Here is a 19,050-nt window from a genome sequence, read left to right on the forward strand (position 1 = left end):
GAAGGGCGCGATTCAGGAGCCGGTGAAGTTCGGCGCGCGTTTTTCCATGAAATGAGCGACGCCTTCCTTGAAATCGTTACTGTCGAAGGACGCCACCATCTCCCGATCCGCCACGTCCCAGGCCTGCGACAAGGACTGGAACAGGCCGTCGAAGACCTGGCGTTTCATCACTCCGATGGAGCGCGGCGAGGACAGCGTCACCATTTCCTCCACGATGCTCTCCACCGTCGCCAGAAAGCCTTCCGCCGGAAAGGTCTTCACCAGCCCCATGCTCTGTGCTTCGTCCGCTTGTACCAGGCGCCCGGAATAAAGCAGGTCCAGGGCGTTCATGGTGCCCACCAGCCGGGGCAGCATCCAGGAGGCGCCGTGCTCGGCGATCAGACCACGACGGGAAAAGGCGGTGGTGAGCTTGGCGTTGTCGGCCATGAAGCGGAAATCGCAAAACAGGGTCATGCACAGACCAATGCCCGCCACCGGTCCGTTGATGGCGGCGATGATGGGCTTCGACACCCGCAGCAGATAGCTGAACTTACGGCTGAAGTTGCCTTCCGGATCATCAGCGCTTGTGCTCTGTGCGTCTTCCTTATCGTTGCTATCACGTTCACCACTGGCGGCGCTGTTGAGCAGGCTCATGTCAGCGCCCGCGCAAAAGCCCCGCCCGGCACCTGTAATCACCACCGCGCGCACCTGATCGTCCGCCTCGGCCGCGGCAAGGGCGGAACGCATTTCGTTTTCCATCAGATGAGTCCAGGCGTTCAAGCGGTCTGGACGGTTAAGAGTAATGGTGGCGATATGGCCGCTCACGCCGTATTCAATGTCCTGATAAGACATGGTGCTCTCCTGTTCAGTGCGGATGCCCACTGCCCGGCATTGGGCGGGCCACAATGCGGTGCTTTCAGCGATTGCGGAATTGGGGCGTGCGTTTTTCCACGAAGGCGCTGGCCGCCTCTTGATGATCCTCGGTCAGGCTGCAGCGAATGTGCCGCCAGGCTTCCTGATCCAGCAGTTGTGCCAGGGTGGCACCCTGCTCGGCGGCGTTGAGGTTGGCTTTGATATGGCCCTGGGTGAGTCCCGGGCCGGCGGCCAGTTGGGCGGCCAGATCGGCGGTGACGTTTTCCAACTCGGCATCCGCCACGACCCGGTTCACCAGCCCCAGGCGTTCCGCTTCGGCGGCATCCAGCAGTGGAGACAGCAGCGCCAGTTCCCGGGCACGATGCCCCAACCGATGGGTCAGGAAGTAGGTGCTGCCAAAGTCACCGGAAAGCCCGACGTTAACAAAGGCGGAAGTCAGCTTGAGGCGATCGGAAACAATCAGGAAATCGCAGGCCAAGGCCAGTGACAGGCCGGCTCCGGCCACCGCACCGCGGGCCATGGCGATGGTGGGTTTGGGCATTTCGTGGAGCAGCCGCGCGCTTTCCATGGACTGGCGCAGTTCGGTCACGCGCTGTTCCATAGGGCCGGGGTCGCCCCTTTTTGCCATGGCCTTGACGTCACCGCCGGCGCAAAAGCCCTTGCCCGCGCCGCCTAGCACCACCACGCGCACCGCTGGATCCACCGCTGCCTTTTCCAGGGTCTCGCGCAACTGGCTGATCATCTCCGGTGTCAGGGCATTACGGCTCTCCGGACGATTCAGGGTCAGCCACAGGACGCCCTGCTCCAGCCGTTCAAGAAGTTGTGGATCACTCATTACTGTACTCGCTCGTTGCCAGCGGCTCCGTTGCGGAGCCGGGTTTGTTGTTGGTATCCGCATTGGGTGAAGCATGTTGCTGGATAATTTTGTATATTTTATACAATATATAAAACCATCGATTTCTGACCGTCAAGCCCTGCTCTTCCCGGTTTGTGCCTTGACGGATCGGGGGCGCCATACTAGATTCGCGCCCTTAATTTTCTGTCAAATATAAAAGTGAGTGCCTTCATGTCTTCACAGACGCCTCGCCCGCCCGAGGCCCCGGTGGGTCTGACCAAGGACAGCCTCAGCGCTCAGGCGCACCGCTATCTCCGGCAGGCACTGATGAGCGGACGCTTCCAGCCCGGCGAGAAGATCAAGTTGAAGGAAATCTCCGAGGAGTTGGGCATTAGCCAGACACCGGTGCGGGAAGCACTGGCCCGGCTGGTGTCTTCCGGAGTGCTCTCACAAGTAGACAGACGCTCGGTGCGGGTGGCGATCCTGCCGCCGGAACGCTACAAAGAGATCCGCGACCTGCGCGTCATGCTGGAAGGCGAAGCGGCCTGGCGTGCCGCCCAATTGGCCAGAGGCACGGATATCGATCAACTGGAACAAATCCATAACCAGTTGTGCAACGCCAAGGAAGCAAAGGATTACCTGGCGATGATGAGCGAAAACGTGCATTTCCATCAAAGCCTGTGCGACCTGGCGGACATGCCGTTTCTCTCCCGCATTGTCCGCAATCTGTGGCTGCAATGCGGTCCGACGGTTAACGCCTTCACCTCCCATCCTCCCTGCCAACCCCGCGAAACTCACCCCCACCTCGCCGTGCTCCAGGCCCTGCGCAAGCGCGACGGCGAACAGGCCAGGAACAGTATCCAGGAGGACATTCTCGCCAGTTCCAATCTTATCCTGAGCTATCTCGAGGAACGTCTTTCCGAGGAACAGGGACGCGATTGAGCCGCACCAGGTCACCCGCCCGTCACACTATCTATAATTCCAGCACCCGCTTGGCGATGATCTCCCGTTGAATCTCATTGGTACCGCCATAGATGGACATGCAGCGGCGCCACAGATAGTTGTTGGCGGCCGTGGCGGCATGCGCCGGGCCCACCGGCTGCTCGGCGCCAGCATCGTGAAGATAGTCCGGCTGGTAAGGCAAACAAAACGCACCCACCGCCTCGGAAGCCAGCTCGCTGATACGCTGAGCGATCTCCGTACCGCGTATCTTCAACAGCGATGCCACCGGTCCCGGCGCCTCGCCACTGGCCACCTGGGACAGGACTCTTAACGCGGTGACTTCCAGAGACTGCAGTTGCGCTTCCACCTCCACCAGTTTCCGGTGAAATAGCGGATCCCGGATCAGAGGTCCCCCGTCATCGGCCACCTCTTCGCTGGCGATACGTTTGAGCCGGCGCAGCGCCGCTTTGGTAACGCCGATGGCGGCGTTGTCCACCCGTTCGTGTTCGAGCAGGAATTTGGCGTAGGTCCAGCCCTTGTCCTGTTCGCCAATGAGATTTTCCTTGGGCACTTTGACGTTTTCCAAAAACACGGTGTTGAACGAATGAGTGCCTTCAAGCATTAGAATGGGCTGCACATCCACGCCCGGAGTGCGCATGTCGATCAACACAAAGGAGATGCCCTGTTGTGGCCGTTCGCCTTTCGAGGTGCGCACCAGGCAGAACATCCAGTCCGCGTGGTGGGCATAGGAGGTCCAGATTTTTTGGCCGTTCACCAGGTAATGATCGCCCTTATCCTCCGCCCAGGTGGACAGTGACGCCAGGTCGGAACCCGCCTGAGGTTCGGAATACCCCTGGCACCACCAGACACTGGAGTCGCGAATACCGGGCAGAAACCGCTCTTTTTGCTGCTCCGTGCCAAAGGTATAGATCACCGGACCGGCCATGCGCGGCCCGAAGGGCTGGATAATCGGACAGTCCATTTCCGCGCTGATCACTTCAAACAAATACCGCTGTATCACCGACCAGCCCGGGCCGCCATATTGCTCCGGCCAGGTAAAAGCATGCCAACCCTGTTTGCCGAGGATCCGCTGCCAACGCATATGATCGTCCCGGTCCAGATGTTGGTCGCGGCGCACTTTTTCAGCGATATCCCGGGGCAGGTTCCGGCTGATGAACTCCCGCACCTGCTCGGCGAACCGCTGCTGTTCCGGGGAAAGATTAATGTCCATGTTCCACTCCTGCTTCACGGGAGGAGGCGCCATCCAATCGGTGGATGCGCCGGGCGTGCCATTCGCTGTCGCCAAAGGTGGCGGTGATGGCGGTGAGACGTTTGAAGTAATGCCCCACCGCCAGTTCGTTGGTGACCCCCATGGCGCCGTGCAACTGCACCGCGGTCTGGCCAACAAAACGGGCGCAACGATCAACGGCGATTTTACTCAGCGACAGATCGCGCCGCCGCTGGGAGGGTGATTCCGCATCCATGGCCAGGGCGGCGCGCAGTACGCTGGAACGGCTTTCTTCCACGGCAATGAACAGATCCACCATGCGATGCGTCAAAGCTTGATTGGCGCCCAGGGGTTTACCGAATTGCTTGCGGGTGTTGAGGTATTCCAAGGTGGCGTCGGACAGCGCCGACATGGCGCCCACTGCTTCCCAGCCCTGATAGGCCACCCCCAGATCCAACGCCCATTCCAGTTCGGCAAAGGCGCCGTGGAGGTCACCAATGCGGGCGTCGCCGCTCACCTCAAGCTGGTCGAAAGTCAGGTCCGCGGCACCAGTGCCATCGTTAGTCTGATACTCACGCACCCGCAGGGCGGGATGATCGCGCTCCAGCAAAAAGAAAGTCAGGCCTTGTTCTTCCCTGGTCTGGCCGGCGGTGCGCGCCACCACCAGATAGAGGTCGGCATGCTGTCCGCCCAGGACCACATTTTTGCTACCTTGAATTACATAGCCGTCCCCCTTGGGGGAGGCAGTGGTGGCACAAAAGGCAGGATGGTACCGGCCTCCCGTTTCAGAAAAGGCCAGTGCAAGACGGCTTTCGCCGCCCAACGCCGCCGGCAAATAGCGTGCTTTCACTGATTCCTCCGCCACCCTGGCGAGCAATTGGGTGGCCACCATATGCGCCAGATAGGGTTCCAGGGCCAGGGCCCGTCCCAGGCCTTCCATGACAATACCCACCTCCACGGTGCCGCCGCCAATGCCGCCATGATCCTCGCTGAACGGTATCGCCAGCCAGCCCAACTCAGCGAACCGTGGCCAGAACGCGGCGCCCTCCCCCGCGCTCAGACGTTGCTGCCGCTGGCCGAAGTCGTAACGGTCGCGGACGAAGCGGGCCACGCTTTCCCGCAACATGTTTTGTTCTTCGCTGTAATTCAGATCCATAAAAGCCTCCCGGCAATAGCGCTTTTCCGTGGTCAGGGGGAAACGAGATAAAAGCGCATACCGCCAATCACCACGGTGTCATCGCTGACCGGCAAATCACGGGCGCGAGCCTGCTCCCGTACCGCCCGCACGTCATGCACTTGAATGTCCAGACCGCCCAGACCTTCGCCACGACCATCGCGGGCTTGCACGAACCGGAGACAGCCGTGATCCAGTGTCACTTCGAAGCCGCCCGGCACCTCCGAGCAAGGTCGCCGCAGCACTTCCGCCCAACGGCGAGCAAGCCGCTCCGGATCCGCGCTCTGTAATTCAGCGGCGGCGATGCCCTGAACCCGTTCCTGCCGAACATGGGATTGCCAATCCGGACCGGCGGGACCGTAAGCGTCGTCGAGTTGATTGCCTCCCTTGGTGGTGTTGATTTCCAACAAGGCGCCGCCGGTGTCGCCGGGGTGCAGTTGCAGGCCCCGATAATCGCCGTGTTCCAGGGCCGCGGCGATGCGAATGTCTGACTCGGATAGATGCACCGCCCAGCCATCCAGATCGTCGGTGTCATGGATCACCATATAGCCGCCGTCACCGCCGCGCTTTTGCAGGTAGCGACCGGCGGTGGTGTTTTCCTGAACCGGCGCCACGATCTCGATGAAAGTCGGCCCCACCGCCAGCAGGGCATTGTGCAGCCCGAATTTGCCGACACCAGGATCCCTGAAACAGACGTCAAGGCCGAATACCGCTTTCAGATCCTCCACCACGGGCTCGAGTTTGTCCGCCACCAGGCACAGTTGTCGTAATCTAAGACGCATAATGTTTCTCCGAACGAGTCACGGAAATGATGCCTTGTTCGGCCAGCGCGCCAATGCGCTGCTCCGAATAGCCCAGCCAGGAGGACAACACCTGGCTGGAATGTTCACCCACGTAGGGCAGCGCCGAGCGAATGCTCAACGGCGTGTCCGACAGTTGCATCGTCACTCCTTGAGTGACGACTTTCTCGCCGCTCTGATGAGCGACTTCGGTGATCTGCCCCCGGTGCCGCAGTTGCTCGTTCTCCAGCACGTCATCGATGGTGGCCACCACGGCACAGGGCACGTTGGCTTGTTCCAATATCGCCTCCACTTCCCGCGCGGTCAGACCAGCCACCCACTGTCCGGTCATCGCCTCGATCCGGTCGCGGTTCTCCACACGGCGGGGACGGCTTTCAAAGCGGGGATCCGAGACCAGATCCGGCCAACCCATGGCGACGGCAAGACGTTCGAACATGGGATCATCGGCACAGTTGATCAGCACCCAGCGCCGGTCCCGGGTCTGGAAGGTATTGGAAGGCGCGCAGAAGCGATCCCGATTGCCCCGACGAGTAATCGCTGTATCACTGTGGGCGCGCTCGGGTATGGCACTGAGCAGCAGGGATACGGCGCTGTCGAGCAAGGCGACGTCCACCACCTGCCCCTGCCCGGTTTGATGGCGGGCATTAATGGCGGCGAGGACGCCCATGGCGGCGTACATACCGGTGGTGTAATCAATCACCGTGGTTCCAGTGAGCATGGGTGGACCGGCGGGATCGCCGGTCATGTCCATCAGCCCGCTCATTGCCTGAGCCACGGCATCGAAACACTGTTTGTTGGCCAGCGGTCCGCTTTGACCAAAGCCGGAGATACGCGCCATCACCAGGCGCGGGTTGATGGCACTGAGAACATCCCAGCCACAACCCATGGCTTCCATCACACCGGGGCGGAAGTTCTCCACCAATACATCCGCTTCGGCCACCAGCTCACGCAACAAATCACGGCCGTCGGGTTGCCGATAGTCCAGAGTGAGGCCGAGTTTGTTGCGATTGACGACAAAGGAGTAATAACTCTGGCCATCCACTCCCGGCTCAATGCCCCGCGCCACCTCGCCAGGGCCCGGCCGTTCGATCTTGATCACCTCCGCGCCCATGTCCGCAAGCATCATCGCGCAATAGGGACCGGCCACGAACCGGGACAGATCAAGCACTCGTATACCGTTCAAAGCGCCTTTCATGGTGCCACTCTCCTTCGATACCGTTGGCCGGTCATACCGAAAGATACCGTTGGGTAATCTCGGGATTGGCGTCGAAAGCCCGCCAGTCACCGTGAAACACCAGTTTGCCGGTATCAATGATGTAGACATAATCGGTGCAGGCTCTGGAAAACCAGATGTTCTGCTCACACAGCAACAGCGCCGTGCCATTGTTGGCGCAGATGTCCAGGATCTCATCCACCATGCCTTGCACGATGATTGGCGCCAGTCCCTCCGTGGGCTCGTCCAGAAACAACAGTTTCGGCCCTCCGGCAAAGGCGCGGGCGATGGCCAGCAGCTGTTGTTGACCACCGCTAAGCTGACCTCCGTAACGTTTCACCAAGGGCTCCAGCATGGAAAAGTGCTCTACGATCTGGCGCGGCGTCAGCGCCGGGCGGCCGGCCCGGGCGTGACTGGCCATGGCGATGTTTTCCAGCACACTGAGATGGGGGATGATCTGACGATCCTCCGGTACCAGAGCAATACCCAGCCGGGCGCGCTGATACGACGGCAGATTGCCCAGGTTTTTTCCTTCAAACCGGACTGAACCGTTCACGCCGGGCCCGGCGTTCATGACACTCTTGAGGAAAGTGGACTTACCCGCGCCGTTACGCCCCAACAACGCCACGCGCTGCCCGGCTTCCACTTGCAGAGCAACATCGTGAAGAATGTGCGCATCGCCGTAGAAAGCGTTCAGATCTCGCACTTCAAGCATGCAGCACCTCCTTGCCGAGATAGACTTCCTGAACCGCGGGATTGCCCCGGATTTCCTCGACCGTGCCGGTTACCACCACCTCACCGTAGTTGAGCACCAGCACGCGGTCGGCCAACTTGAAAACAATGTCCATGTCGTGCTCGGTCATCACCACGGTGACGCCCAGGCGATCACGAATCCGTACAATCAGCTCGGCGATTCCCAGCCGGTCGGCGGGAGACATGCCGGCGGTGGGTTCATCCAGCATCAACAGCCTGGGCTGCAAAGCCAGGGCGATGACGAACTCGAGACGTTTTCGGTCCCCATGGGACAGAAAACGCGCGGCCACCTCTTCCGATCCGCCCAGACCAATCTCATCGATCAACGCCTCCGCCTCCGACACCACCGCCGAATCCGGTTTGATCGCCCACCAACGACCCAGGGATTGACGCTGATTACGGCGCCGGGCTTCCACCGCCGCGATCACGTTCTCACGCACGGAAAAGTCATTGAACACCCTGGCCACCTGGAAGGTTCGTCCGATGCCCGCGCGGGCGCGGCGATGGGCCGGCGCGGAAGTTATATCCTCGCCGTGAAACCAGACCGAACCGCCATTAGCGGGACTCTCGCCGGTCATGACCTTGAACAACGTGGTCTTACCGGCACCGTTGGGGCCGATGATGGCGAAGATGCTGCCTTGAGAAACCGACAAGGAAACCTGCTTGAGCACTTGCAAAGCCCCATAGCTTTTACACACGCGATCAACTTTGAGAATGTCCATCAACCAGTCTCCTCGATGATTTTTCCGCCGGCTTCACACCGCCCTCTTTCCGGCCTTCGGCGCCGCCTCGCCTTGCCAAGGCGTAGGCACGCCACAGCCCTATCACGCCGTTAGGCGCGGCGAGAATGATCAACAGCAGCAGCGCGCCCATCATCATTTCGGAAAGACCGACAAAAGTGCGGGTCCCATACTCCAGGGCGGCAAAAATGCCAGCACCGATCAACGGCCCCCAGAACGAATGGACACCACCGAGCATGGCGTTCAGCACAGGTTGCGTGGAGGCCAGGAAGCTCACTTGCTCCAGTGTCACGATACGTGCCCAGGGCGCGTACAGGCCGCCGGCGATGGCGGCCACCGCTCCGGACAACATGAAGGACATAGTGCGCACCCGGATCACATTCACGCCCAGAAAAGCGGCACGGTCGGGATCCTGACGGGTAATCAGCAACACGCGGCCGAATCGCCCATGCAGGATCCACCACAACGCGCCGATCAGCAGGGCCACTGCCACCAGCAGGAACCAGTAATAGGCGGCGGATTGACTCAGATCGATACCCAGGCCGTCCAGTACCGGTCGCGGAATACCCACCAGACCATCTTCCCGGCCAAGGAAATCGCTGTAGCTGATCAGCAGGCGGGTCACCTCCGCCAAAGCAATGGTCAACACCGCCAGAAAGATGCCAGCCAAACGACGTAGCGCCAGAGCACCCAGCAGGCCGGCGACCATCGCCCCGGCCACACCACAGCCCAGCAGAATCAGCAGGAACGGCACCTGCGGCCAATCTCGCAATATCACACCGGTAAAATAAGCGCCGATGGCGAAGAAGGCCGCGTGGCCGAAAGACGCCAGTCCGGTATAACCGAACAAAATGTTCCAGGACAACGCGAACAACGCATAGACCACCGCGCTGCCGGCGACGTACAGCAAACCGCCATCGGCCCAGAACGGTAAGCTGAGTGCCACCATGAAGAGCAGCGAGCCGACCCGGAACCAGTTCTTGCGATGGGATGCGGGACCGGACATGGAGGCTTCGTTCTGATCGCTACTGTCCTCCGGCTGGGCGGCAAGGCTTGGGAACAACCCTTCCGGGCGGAAGAACAGGAAAACCGCCAGCACCACATAAATGGCGATCCCCGGCCACTGCGGTAACAGTATGGTATTAAGGCTGTTGACCAGCCCCAGCAGAATGGCCCCCAGCATGGCGCCCCGGATGTTGCCCAGGCCGCCGATGATGATGGCGAAAAATCCGTACAGGAGATAGGCATCACCCAACTGCGGAGAGAGACTTTGCAGCGGCAACATCAGACCACCGGCGAGGCCGGCCAGGAAGAACGCGAACATCACGCTGAGCGTCAGCCCCAGCGACACATTGATCCCCAACAGCGCGCACATCCACGGTTTACTGGCCAGGGACTGCATCAGTTTACCCACCCATAACCGGTGGATGGCGATTTCCAGAATCGCGTAAATCACCAGGCCCGCGGCGATTACGAAAACGGAATAGCGCGACAGATAAATTGTGCCCAGTTGCAGGGGCTGATCCAGCCCTTTCGGTGGCAAAACGGAAAAGAAATTCACGCCCCAGATCACCTTGACCACGCCGTGGCAGATCATCATCAGGGCAAAGGTGGCGATCAGCATGTAGTGATAATCCACATGCCGCAGTCTGGACAAAATCAATCGATCCGTGAGCAGGCCCAACAGCCCCACCGCCAGTCCCGCCAACAGGGCCACGCCAATGAAAGCCGGCAGCGAAAGCTGTTGATGTCCGATAATACTGAAAGCCAGATAGGCGCCGATCATAAAGAAGGCGCCTTGCGCCATGTTGAGAATCTTGAGCAGACCAAAAATCAGAGTGATACCCGCGGCGACCAGAAAAATCGCCATACCCATGGAAAGGGCATTCAATACCGCCAAAATCATCTGCGTAGCCACTGCGACCTCCTGCATAGAGATGCGTTAGTCCACGGCTCCGAAGCGGAACAGCGCACCGAACCGCCGGGGCATGGCGCCGTTCATGCCGGCAATGTGAAGGCCTCGCCCGGGGAGGGCGGCTCCATGGTCTGTTCGTCGTTCACCACTTCCAGCTCATTCAGTCCGTAGTACGGCTCGTCTTCTTTGGGGCCGACCCGGGCGTAAACGCTGGTGCCATAACCTTGATGGTCTTCCTTGCGGATATGATAGGGGCCAGTGATGGTGTCGAAGGTAAGTCCTTCCATCGCCCCCACCACAGCCCGAGTGTCGGTATCACCTGCCTTTTCGATGCCGCTGAGCAAGGCTTGGGTAGCGCGATGACTGCTGGTTAACAGGCCGACCGGGTAGCGATCATCGGTGGCTTCGACATAATCCTTGAATAACTGCTGGCTCAGGGCGTTTTTCGAGAAGAAGGGATTCTCCGGATGCCAATAGCTGACCGACCAGAGATTGTCGGGCATGGCGGTCTTCAATGCCTTGGCGATCAACAGGTCAGTGCCCGACTCTCCCATCACTTCGAACTTTCTATTCAGCCCGATACTGCGCCCCTGCTGCAGGAAGCTGATAATGGGCGCCGCGATCAAACCACAGAACAGCCCTTTCGCCGGTGAGTTCATCAACTGGTTGATTTCGACCTGGAAATCCGTCTTCTGAACCGGTGTGTAGATAGGCCGATCGAACGTTACCTCCCGGCTTCCTGATGCGCTGCGCACGCCATACTCGAAATAGCGGATGGCGTCATGGCCATACTCGCTGTCAAAAACGATGGTGGCCCAGTGATCAATGTCCGGATGCTTTTGCGCGAGCATGCGGCCCAGCCCCGCGTAGAGCATGTAAGCGTTGGGACAAAGGCGAAACAGATTGCGGCTGTAGTTCTCATGGGTCAGCGACATGGCCGCCGGCGTGGGTGCCACGCACAACGCATTCAATTCTTCCAGCAAAGGCGCCAGCCCCAACGCCATCGGCGACTGACAGGCACCGACGATCAGATTGACGCCACTGGTGGCCAGTTCCCTGCCGGCGGTAACGGCACCACTGCTGGAGTACTTGTCATCCCGGACCACCAGTTCGATTGGGCGCCCGAGCACACCGCCATTACGATTCCAGTGCTCCACCGCCAGCCGAGAGCCCTGTAACCAGGCGGCGCCGGCTTCCGCGCCGATACCGGACATGGGAAAGATGGCACCAATACGTATTGGTTTACTGTCCTTGGCCCATACCAGGGCGGGATTGAGCGCGGCCAGGGCACCGAGGCCTGTCGCGCCGGCTAACAATTGACGTCTTCTTATACCCATTTCTGTTCTCCTTATCGGGTACCCGGGATACGGAAAGTGCGTATCAGCGGGGATGATTTTCTCGGTTCAGTTCCTCCAGCAGTTGCTGACGCAACTTGTATTTCTCGATCTTTCCGGTGGGCGTCAACGGCATGCTCGGCACGATACGGATATGCCGGGGGACCATGTATTTCGGCATGACCTTTTGGCAATGTTCCCGTATCGAATCGATCTCCAGATCCTGACCCTCGACCGCCTCTATGAACACACCAATGTCTTCCTCATGGCCTTCCCTGGCCGGCACCGGAATGGCCGCGGATACTTGAATTCGTGGGTGGGTATTGATCAGATCTTCTACTTCATAGGAGGAGACGTTTTCTCCACGCACACGCAGATAACCGCCCATGCGATCCACGAAGAAATAACAGCCCTGTTCATCGCGGTAGCAGGCGTCTCCGGTGTGGAACCAAAGATTGCGGAACGCCTCCAGGGTTTTCTCCGGTTTGTTGAAGTACTCCCGGATGATCAGCGAGGGAAATCGGGGCCGAAATGACAGCTGCCCAACCTTGCCTGGCACACAGGGTTGGTCGTTTTCGTCCAGGATGGCGGCCTCCAGCAAGGGAGATGGCCGCCCCATTAGCCCCTTGGGAATGTCCTTGGCGCCGTCGATAATCAATGCATCCAGTTCAGCGGCGGCGGCTCTGACGCCTTGCTTGGACAGCCCTTTGTAGAGCGGTTTGGGGGTGCCGGCCTGATCACCGAACTGATCGATCACCACCAGAAATCCGGCACCGGTTTCGGTCTGGCCAAAGCCGGCGGTGACGAAATCGAAACCGAAACGCCTCGCCACCTCCCGGTTGGAGGGTGGCAACGGTTGCATATGGACTTTGTTGAGGGTGTTGTCGCGGTCATCGGGTCGCTCGGGCGCGCTCATGAGCCAGGGCACCATGACATCCAGCAGGACACAGGCAGTGGCCTGGCAGCGTTCGATCCGCTGCCAGAATTGGGAGGGGCTGAATCGGTCCCACAACCCGACGGTGTTGCCGTGCCAGACCGCCCGGACGAATTGGGAAAAGGCGCCGCCGACATGATAGAGCGGCAGATCGCAGTACAGCACGTCGTCGCCGTTGTTGAACGCACGTGGCAGAAAATTGTACTGGTTCATCCAGCGGAAGCTTTGCACCACCCCTTTCGAAGGGCCGGTTGTACCGGAGGTATAGATGATGTTGGCGACATCGTCACAGCAACGCGGCACGGCCACCGGCTCCATGCGGGACGATATCAGGGCATGAAAATCCTGCACGCTTTCCCGCGACAGCCCGGCCGGCAGGCTCGCGTCCTGATCATCGTGATCACCGGCGCCGGGGTGATAGACCACATAATGGGGAATGGCGATGTCAGCGAGCACTTCTTCCACCGCCGGGGCCAGATTGACATCAACGATGAGCACCTTGGGCGCGGTGTCCCGTAACTGATAGCTAAGCAGCCGCCCTTTATAGTTGAAGTTCACCGGTGCATAGACCGCGCCGGCGCGCCAGATGGCAAACATGCTCAGGGCCGCCATCAGGGAGTTGCGCGTCAATACCGATACCCGGTCGTCGGCGGTCACTCCCAGGCTGGCCAGCCCGGCGGCCAGGGCATCGCTCTTTTCCTTGAACGCCGTGAAGGACAGCGAGATATCGTCCTCACCGTAATAGATAAAGGTCTTGTCCGGATGTCTCTCGACACAGGCATCCAGCCTGTCCAACACCATGTCGCCTTCCGCCAACAAACGTGAGAACGCAAGATCCGGCTGCATCGCCCGCTCCTTTATTGTTGTGTCGGTTGTTGTTTGTCTTATCCGTCTTTTTTACATAAAAATCTATTTTGTATTTTTTATATAAAATACAAAATAAGTCAAGCCCCTTCACTTAGCCGCACAGTCCGGCGCAGGAAAATTGAGCGTGGGGGTAGCGGAAACGAGTAGCGAAACCAGTGTCGTTGGTGAGAACAGCCAACGCGGGAGGGAGTGAGCGGGGATCGGCGATGAAGTCGCAAGCCGCCTCGTCACGGAAAAGACTACGAAGCCACTGTGGGAAGCTGGCTTGCCAGCGAATTGCCAACGGCAGGGAAAACCATTCGCGGCCAAGGCCGCTCCCACAGCGGCTTCGTAGCACAATCTGTGGGAGTCAGCCCGCTGGCGAATCCCGGCCCGGGGTCAGGCGCCGTTGAGCAGGCGTTTCAGGATCTGGTCCTTGAGTTGCAGTCGATGGCGTTTCAGTGCTTCCATTTCTTCATCGCCGATGGGGCTTTCGCGTAGCTCCAGGCCACGGATCTGCTTATCGAGTTTATCGTGTTCCTGGATTTGGGAGCGGAACCCCGGATCGTTGCGGGCCAGGTCGTCGATCCGGGCGTGGTGTTCGGGAAATTCGTGGTGAATGCTGTGTATCTCGCCAAGCATGTCGATCCCTCATCAACGGGCGGTCGCAAGGACGGGCGGGTCTCTCCAACGCTAACCCAGGGCCCGGGTACTGTCGAGGGGTCTAGAAGCCCCTCGCGGTCTTGATCATTTCATAGGCTTTGCTGATTTCCGCGGTCTTTTCCGTGGCCATGCGAATCATTTCCTCCGGCACGCCGCGGGCCGCCAGCTTATCCGGGTGATGCTGGCTCATCAGCTTGCGGTAGGCCCGTTTGATTTCCTGATTGGAGGCGGAAGGTTCTACCCCCAGCACGCCGTAGGCCTCATTGATGGAGGGGCGGCTGGCGCCAGGCTGGCCGCTCCCGGCACCTCCGGCGCCGCCGCCGGCTCCGGCGAAACGGGCCTGGGCCAGCAGCATATTGAGGATCTGGCGGAACTGGTCCGGCGGCACCCCGAGCCCGTTGGCCACCCGGATCAGAATCCGTTCTTCCTCCGGTTTCAGTTCTCCGTCCGCCAGGCAGGTCTGGAGCAGGATTTCCAGGAACACCAGCACCAGATGGCGGCGGTGACGGATACGCTGCCGGAACTCCACCACGGTGGCGTCCAGGGGAAAGTCCGGCGCCTTGCCCCGGTTGAAGCAGTCGATGGCGTGACGGCGCTGTTCCGGGTTCAACTGCATGCGCGCCATCACCGCCTCGGCGTGCTGGATCTCGGTGCGGCTGACCTGGCCATCGGCCTTGGCCAGATGTCCCATGATCGAAAACACCGCCGACATCAGCGCGTCCTGTACCTCTTCCTTCTCACCGGGCCGGTACGGCCGGAATGGGTTGAACGACTGCACCCGTTCCACGCCGCGATCCAGAAAGTGTCCGATCAACACTCCCACCGCCAGACCGATGGGGCCGCCCACCAGCATACCGAGCAGACCGACAATGATCTTGCCACCCCAACTTCTCATAAAGACTCGCTTGCTCCTGTCCTTAGTAGTGCCCGCGGGTTAAACCGGCAGCCAGCCGAGGCTGTCCCGGGTGTGTCCCAGGGGCCGGTATTCGGCACTGACCCAACCCTGATAACCGATCTGGTCCAGCCGCGCGAACAGCTCCGCCAGCGGAATCTCGCCGCTGCCCGGCTGATGGCGGCCGGGGGCATCGGCGAACTGTACATGCCCTATATGGGGCCGCAAGCGGGAAAGGGAAGCCGCCACCGCCTCGCCCATCACCCAGGCGTGGTAAAGATCGTACTGCAAACGCAGATTAGGCCGGTCCGCCGCCGTGATCGCGGCCAGCGCCTGGTCGCTGGTGGCGAGAAAGAAACCGGGCATATCCACTCGGGTGTTGATCGGCTCCACGGTCACTTCCCTGCCCTGCTCCGCCAATTGATCGGCGGCGTAACGCAGATTGTGGACCAGCGTTTCGAAGCAATGTTCCGGATCGGCGTCCGGAGAAGGAATACCGGCCAGACAATTGACCCGGGGACAGTCCAGCGCTTCGGCATAGGTCAGGGCCCGCGCCACGCCATCGCGGAATTCCGCTTCCCGGCCGGGCAACGCGGCCAGACCACGGTCGCCGGCATCCCAATCCCCGGCCGGCAGATTGAACAGCACCTGCCGCAGATCGTGCTCGCGCAGACACTCCGCCAGCACCTTCGCGGACCATTCATAGGGGAACAGACACTCCATGCCCTTGAAACCGGCCCGGGCGGCGGCGGCGTAGCGTTCCAGAAAGGGGTATTCAGTGAATAGCAGGGTCAGATTGGCGGCGAAACGGGGCATGCGGGAATTCCCAGACCAAAGCGCCGCCATAGGTTACCCGATCCGTTCCGGGCCTAAAATACAATCGCGCCCCTCAGTTGTTGAACCACCCGCTTGCACGCCGATTCGCTGGCAAGCCAGCTTCCCACAGCGGCTCGATCCGTTCCGCCGCACAAACAAATCGCGGCCCGTGTGGACCGGACTTCTGTGGGAAGCTTGCTTTCAAGCGAATATTGCCAAGCGCTTGAGAGAATCCCATTCGCTTGCAAGCAAGCTCCCACAGCGGCTAAAGATCAGGCCTTTTGTCTTTTTGTTTTTCGCTGTCAACTGTCCACTGTCAACTATCAACTGCTCTTCTAGCTGCTTTTCACCTGCCCCCGGCTACGCAGCCACATCAGCACCGCCAGCACGATCGCCGCGGCCTGAGCCAAGGCCCCCTGAATGGTTGGGAAGAAGCCCAGCCATTCAATGGTTGGCAACGGCAGATAGCGGGCATTCAGGATACCGGCTTCCTGCAGCGCGGCCACGCCCTTGCCGAGCAGGATCACCGACAATACCAGCAGCACCAGACTGGTGGCCTTGAAGAACAGCCCCAGCGGCAGCTTCATGCCGATGCGGAAGATCAACACACAGACCACGGCCAGGGCCACCACGGCGGCGCCGAAGCCATAGAACAGGTAGGACTGGGTCGCCGCGGTCACCTGGGTCCACAGCGCCTGGTAGAACAGGATGGTTTCGAACATCTCGCGGTACACGGAGATGAACGACACCACCGCCAGGGCCCATACCGTGCCGCCATCCAGAGCACTGTCGACCTTGTTCTTGATGTAACCCAGCCACTTCTGGCTCTGGCTGTTGTTGTGCATCCAGAAACCGACGTAGAACAGAATCACGGCGGCGGCAATGCCGGCCACGCCCTCGGTGATTTCCCGGGTGGCGCCGCTCAGGTTGATCAGGGTGGAAGCCACGTACCAGGTGGCAATACCGGCCGCCAGAGCCAGTATCCAGCCGTAATGAATGTAACGGGTGGCGGTTTTGGCGTCGGCCTTGCGGGTGAAGGTCAGCAACGCGGCGATGATCAGCAGCGCCTCCAGCCCTTCCCGGAACAGGATGAAGAAACTGGCGGAGAAGGTGGCGGTGGCGCTCAGGCCATCACCACTGAGGATGTCCTCCGCTTCCTGCAGACCGGCGCGGGCCTGGGCCACCCGGTCACTGACTTCCGCTTGCGGCAGGCCACGCTCGATGCCTTCGCGCACGGCCATGAAGCGGCGTTCAATGCCCCGCATGACGGCCGGGTCCACGGCGGAGAGCTGCTGCTCGATCATTTCAAAGCCGTCCAGGTAGGCGGACAGCGCGGCGGCGCGGGCGGCGCCGGTATCGCCGGCGGCATAGGCCTGCTCGGCTTCCGACAGCTTGCCGTCACTGATCTCGATGAAGCGGTTCTGGCTGAACAGCGCCTGGGGCTCGGTACGCAGGTAACCGGCGGCGTCATAGGCTTCGTCACCAAGCTGATTGCGCACGTCTTCCGGCGCCTTGGCGATCACCGCGTCCAAGGTCAGTGCGGTTTTCAGTTCCTGTTCGTTGTTGATGGCGGTCTTGCCGCTGGCGGCCATGTCCGGGGTCACCGCCATGCTGCCGACATAGAAGGCCAGCGCCCAGCGGTCGGCTTCACTCAGGGTCTCTTCATAGGCGGCCATGCCGGTGCCTTCCACACCGCCGGTGATGGTGGTGTACAGCCCCAGCAGGGAACGGCCTTCGTAACGGGCCAGTTCATGGAAATCGGTGGGCGCCGGCTCCAGCGCGGCACCGGCGGGGCCATCACCGCGCCCTTCGGCGCCGTGACACAGGGCACAGGTGCTTTGATAGACCTCCGCGGCCCGCGCCATATCCGGCGCCGCCTTGGGCATCACCGGGATGCCGTAGACGTCCACCAGGGTACCGCGTATGGACTGGGCCAGGGCTTTCACCTCGGCTTCCGGCGCCTTGCCCGCCACCGCCTGTTGCAGGGCGGCGGCCTGCTCCAGCAGGGTGTCCCGGCCTTCCACGTCGTCCAGTTGACCGATCCCTTCATGCAGCAGTCGGGAGAACTCTTCCATCTCCGCGTATTCTTCGTCGCTGACGATGGTGCCGTCCTGCACGGCATTGATGTAGTCGGCGCCGACGTACTCCACCAATTGCACCAAAGCGGTCTGGGAGGCGGCCTGAGCCAGGGATGACAGCAAAAACAGTACAACGAAAGCGCTCAGCCAGCGCTGAAGGGTTCTGGTCATGAGATAAGGAGCCCGAAAGAAAGCAGAATTATTCTCATTTATGGTCGCGCTCCGATGCGCAAAAGTCAAAGTGTTCTTCTCTGGTTTGCGATCTTTACTTTGGCTTATCCCACGGTGAAGGCCAGAATCTTGCTGATGTGCGCCTGGGGGCGGCCGGATTCCTTTTGCCACTGATTGAACGCGGCCTGGGCGGCGGCCTGATCGCGCTGACTGACCGGCGGCTTGTCGATGATGCGGTGGGACTTGAGCACGGCGATGACATCGTTGGTGGGATACCAGGTATCGCGGCCGACCATGCGCAGAAAGGCGGCACCGGAATTGCCGCCAAGCTGTTTGCCGCGCTTCTTCAGCAACTGCCACATGCCGACGGTGTCCTCCTCGGGCCAGCCGGCCAGCCAGCGCCCTACTCCGCCGTATTCCTTGCGCAGGTCCAGCACCAGTTGCGCGTTATGGCGAATCGCTTTCATTTTGCCCCAGTGCCGGATCAGACGGGTGTCCTGCATGCGCTCTTCCAGCATGGTGTCGGGCATCAGCACCAGTTTCTCCGGATCGAAGCCGAAGAAGGCCTGCTCGAACGCCGGCCATTTGGCGTCCACCAGACGGTGAGTAAGACCGGCCCGGAACACACGGCGGGTCATGGCGGAGAAGTAAAAGGCATCGTCCGGTTTACGCAATTGCGCCGGCGTTTTCACTTCCGGCAGCGCCGCCTCCACCGCTTTGAGGCCGCCCTTGCGGTTGACCGCCAGGGCCATCAGTTCCTCGAACTTGATCATGGTATTGCTTCTCCTCTATTGGGGCCGTATTCGCTGCCAAGGCTGCTTCCCACAGCGGCTCCGTGCCCCCTTGTGGGAAGTGGCCTTGGCA

Annotated in this window: 17 protein-coding genes; 1 reads left to right on the forward strand and 16 read right to left on the reverse strand. The window is 60.6% G+C overall.

The features are described 5' to 3' along the window. Positions 1 to 12: 12 nt before the first annotated feature. Together MA04_RS10160 and MA04_RS10165 are read right to left on the reverse strand one after the other, a co-directional pair. Entirely contained in the window at positions 13 to 831 is an 819-nt protein-coding gene (locus tag MA04_RS10160; RefSeq protein ID WP_055099601.1) for an enoyl-CoA hydratase, read from the reverse strand. A 64-nt stretch (positions 832 to 895) separates the two neighbouring features. Then, positions 896 to 1,687: an enoyl-CoA hydratase gene (locus MA04_RS10165; RefSeq protein ID WP_262460336.1), complete on the reverse strand. Its 792-nt coding sequence runs from the start codon at positions 1,685 to 1,687 to the stop codon at positions 896 to 898. Positions 1,688 to 1,918: 231 nt separating this feature from the next. Between MA04_RS10165 and MA04_RS10170 the strand changes: the two genes are divergently transcribed. Next, positions 1,919 to 2,629, forward strand: a complete 711-nt coding sequence (locus MA04_RS10170) for a GntR family transcriptional regulator (protein WP_262460337.1) — start codon at positions 1,919 to 1,921, stop codon at positions 2,627 to 2,629. Between the two features lie 31 nt (positions 2,630 to 2,660). Here MA04_RS10170 and MA04_RS10175 read toward each other — a convergent pair whose 3' ends face one another. The 14 genes from MA04_RS10175 to MA04_RS10240 form a co-directional block, all read right to left on the reverse strand. Continuing rightward, positions 2,661 to 3,860 carry an acyl-CoA dehydrogenase family protein gene (locus tag MA04_RS10175; RefSeq protein ID WP_262460338.1) on the reverse strand — a complete coding sequence of 400 codons (1,200 nt, stop codon included), beginning with the start codon at positions 3,858 to 3,860 and terminating at the stop codon, positions 2,661 to 2,663. After that, complete coding sequence (locus tag MA04_RS10180; protein WP_262460339.1) at positions 3,850 to 5,013, reverse strand: acyl-CoA dehydrogenase family protein; 1,164 nt, start codon at positions 5,011 to 5,013, stop codon at positions 3,850 to 3,852. The genes MA04_RS10175 and MA04_RS10180 overlap by 11 nt, the downstream gene beginning before the upstream one ends. A gap of 32 nt (positions 5,014 to 5,045) precedes the next feature. Next, positions 5,046 to 5,813, reverse strand: coding sequence for a VOC family protein (locus MA04_RS10185; protein ID WP_262460340.1), 768 nt, complete (start codon positions 5,811 to 5,813; stop codon positions 5,046 to 5,048). Continuing rightward, on the reverse strand, positions 5,803 to 7,026 hold the full coding sequence (locus tag MA04_RS10190) for a CaiB/BaiF CoA transferase family protein (RefSeq protein WP_262460341.1): 1,224 nt from the start codon (positions 7,024 to 7,026) through the stop codon (positions 5,803 to 5,805). Before MA04_RS10190 ends, MA04_RS10185 begins: the two co-directional genes overlap by 11 nt. Positions 7,027 to 7,057: 31 nt before the next feature. Further along, on the reverse strand, positions 7,058 to 7,759 hold the full coding sequence (locus MA04_RS10195) for an ABC transporter ATP-binding protein (protein WP_262460342.1): 702 nt from the start codon (positions 7,757 to 7,759) through the stop codon (positions 7,058 to 7,060). Then, entirely contained in the window at positions 7,752 to 8,519 is a 768-nt protein-coding gene (locus tag MA04_RS10200; RefSeq protein ID WP_262460343.1) for an ABC transporter ATP-binding protein, read from the reverse strand. Before MA04_RS10200 ends, MA04_RS10195 begins: the two co-directional genes overlap by 8 nt. Beyond that, positions 8,500 to 10,455 carry an ABC transporter permease gene (locus MA04_RS10205; protein ID WP_262460344.1) on the reverse strand — a complete coding sequence of 652 codons (1,956 nt, stop codon included), beginning with the start codon at positions 10,453 to 10,455 and terminating at the stop codon, positions 8,500 to 8,502. Before MA04_RS10205 ends, MA04_RS10200 begins: the two co-directional genes overlap by 20 nt. An 80-nt stretch (positions 10,456 to 10,535) precedes the next feature. After that, positions 10,536 to 11,789 (reverse strand): ABC transporter substrate-binding protein, encoded by a 1,254-nt coding sequence (locus tag MA04_RS10210; RefSeq protein ID WP_262460345.1) that lies wholly within the window; start codon positions 11,787 to 11,789, stop codon positions 10,536 to 10,538. Positions 11,790 to 11,832: 43 nt separating this feature from the next. Continuing rightward, positions 11,833 to 13,566, reverse strand: a complete 1,734-nt coding sequence (locus tag MA04_RS10215; protein WP_262460346.1) for an AMP-binding protein — start codon at positions 13,564 to 13,566, stop codon at positions 11,833 to 11,835. A 399-nt stretch (positions 13,567 to 13,965) separates the two neighbouring features. Then, entirely contained in the window at positions 13,966 to 14,208 is a 243-nt protein-coding gene (locus MA04_RS10220; protein WP_262460347.1) for a YdcH family protein, read from the reverse strand. Between the two features lie 82 nt (positions 14,209 to 14,290). Then, positions 14,291 to 15,124 (reverse strand): co-chaperone DjlA, encoded by an 834-nt coding sequence (djlA, locus tag MA04_RS10225; RefSeq protein ID WP_080531124.1) that lies wholly within the window; start codon positions 15,122 to 15,124, stop codon positions 14,291 to 14,293. A 39-nt stretch (positions 15,125 to 15,163) separates the two neighbouring features. Beyond that, positions 15,164 to 15,937, reverse strand: a complete 774-nt coding sequence (gene hyi / locus MA04_RS10230) for a hydroxypyruvate isomerase (protein WP_262460348.1) — start codon at positions 15,935 to 15,937, stop codon at positions 15,164 to 15,166. A gap of 335 nt (positions 15,938 to 16,272) precedes the next feature. Then, complete coding sequence (locus tag MA04_RS10235) at positions 16,273 to 18,186, reverse strand: cytochrome c/FTR1 family iron permease (RefSeq protein ID WP_262460349.1); 1,914 nt, start codon at positions 18,184 to 18,186, stop codon at positions 16,273 to 16,275. 104 nt (positions 18,187 to 18,290) lie between these two features. Continuing rightward, the gene (locus tag MA04_RS10240) at positions 18,291 to 18,959 is read right to left on the reverse strand and encodes a DNA-3-methyladenine glycosylase I (RefSeq protein WP_014994954.1); all 669 of its coding nucleotides are present in this window, start codon (positions 18,957 to 18,959) and stop codon (positions 18,291 to 18,293) included. Positions 18,960 to 19,050 lie beyond the last annotated feature (91 nt).

This window comes from Alloalcanivorax balearicus MACL04 (assembly GCF_025532145.1).
GTDB classification, from domain to species: domain Bacteria; phylum Pseudomonadota; class Gammaproteobacteria; order Pseudomonadales; family Alcanivoracaceae; genus Alloalcanivorax; species Alloalcanivorax balearicus.

Coding starts and splice junctions, on each gene's coding strand:
- MA04_RS10160 (WP_055099601.1), bottom strand. CDS start 831: ATGTCTTATCAGGACATTGAATACGGCGTGAGCGGCCATATCGCCACC.
- MA04_RS10165 (WP_262460336.1), bottom strand. CDS start 1,687: ATGAGTGATCCACAACTTCTTGAACGGCTGGAGCAGGGCGTCCTGTGG.
- MA04_RS10170 (WP_262460337.1), top strand. CDS start 1,919: ATGTCTTCACAGACGCCTCGCCCGCCCGAGGCCCCGGTGGGTCTGACC.
- MA04_RS10175 (WP_262460338.1), bottom strand. CDS start 3,860: ATGGACATTAATCTTTCCCCGGAACAGCAGCGGTTCGCCGAGCAGGTG.
- MA04_RS10180 (WP_262460339.1), bottom strand. CDS start 5,013: ATGGATCTGAATTACAGCGAAGAACAAAACATGTTGCGGGAAAGCGTG.
- MA04_RS10185 (WP_262460340.1), bottom strand. CDS start 5,813: ATGCGTCTTAGATTACGACAACTGTGCCTGGTGGCGGACAAACTCGAG.
- MA04_RS10190 (WP_262460341.1), bottom strand. CDS start 7,026: ATGAAAGGCGCTTTGAACGGTATACGAGTGCTTGATCTGTCCCGGTTC.
- MA04_RS10195 (WP_262460342.1), bottom strand. CDS start 7,759: ATGCTTGAAGTGCGAGATCTGAACGCTTTCTACGGCGATGCGCACATT.
- MA04_RS10200 (WP_262460343.1), bottom strand. CDS start 8,519: ATGGACATTCTCAAAGTTGATCGCGTGTGTAAAAGCTATGGGGCTTTG.
- MA04_RS10210 (WP_262460345.1), bottom strand. CDS start 11,789: ATGGGTATAAGAAGACGTCAATTGTTAGCCGGCGCGACAGGCCTCGGT.
- MA04_RS10215 (WP_262460346.1), bottom strand. CDS start 13,566: ATGCAGCCGGATCTTGCGTTCTCACGTTTGTTGGCGGAAGGCGACATG.
- MA04_RS10220 (WP_262460347.1), bottom strand. CDS start 14,208: ATGCTTGGCGAGATACACAGCATTCACCACGAATTTCCCGAACACCAC.
- djlA (WP_080531124.1), bottom strand. CDS start 15,124: ATGAGAAGTTGGGGTGGCAAGATCATTGTCGGTCTGCTCGGTATGCTG.
- hyi (WP_262460348.1), bottom strand. CDS start 15,937: ATGCCCCGTTTCGCCGCCAATCTGACCCTGCTATTCACTGAATACCCC.
- MA04_RS10235 (WP_262460349.1), bottom strand. CDS start 18,186: ATGACCAGAACCCTTCAGCGCTGGCTGAGCGCTTTCGTTGTACTGTTT.
- MA04_RS10240 (WP_014994954.1), bottom strand. CDS start 18,959: ATGATCAAGTTCGAGGAACTGATGGCCCTGGCGGTCAACCGCAAGGGC.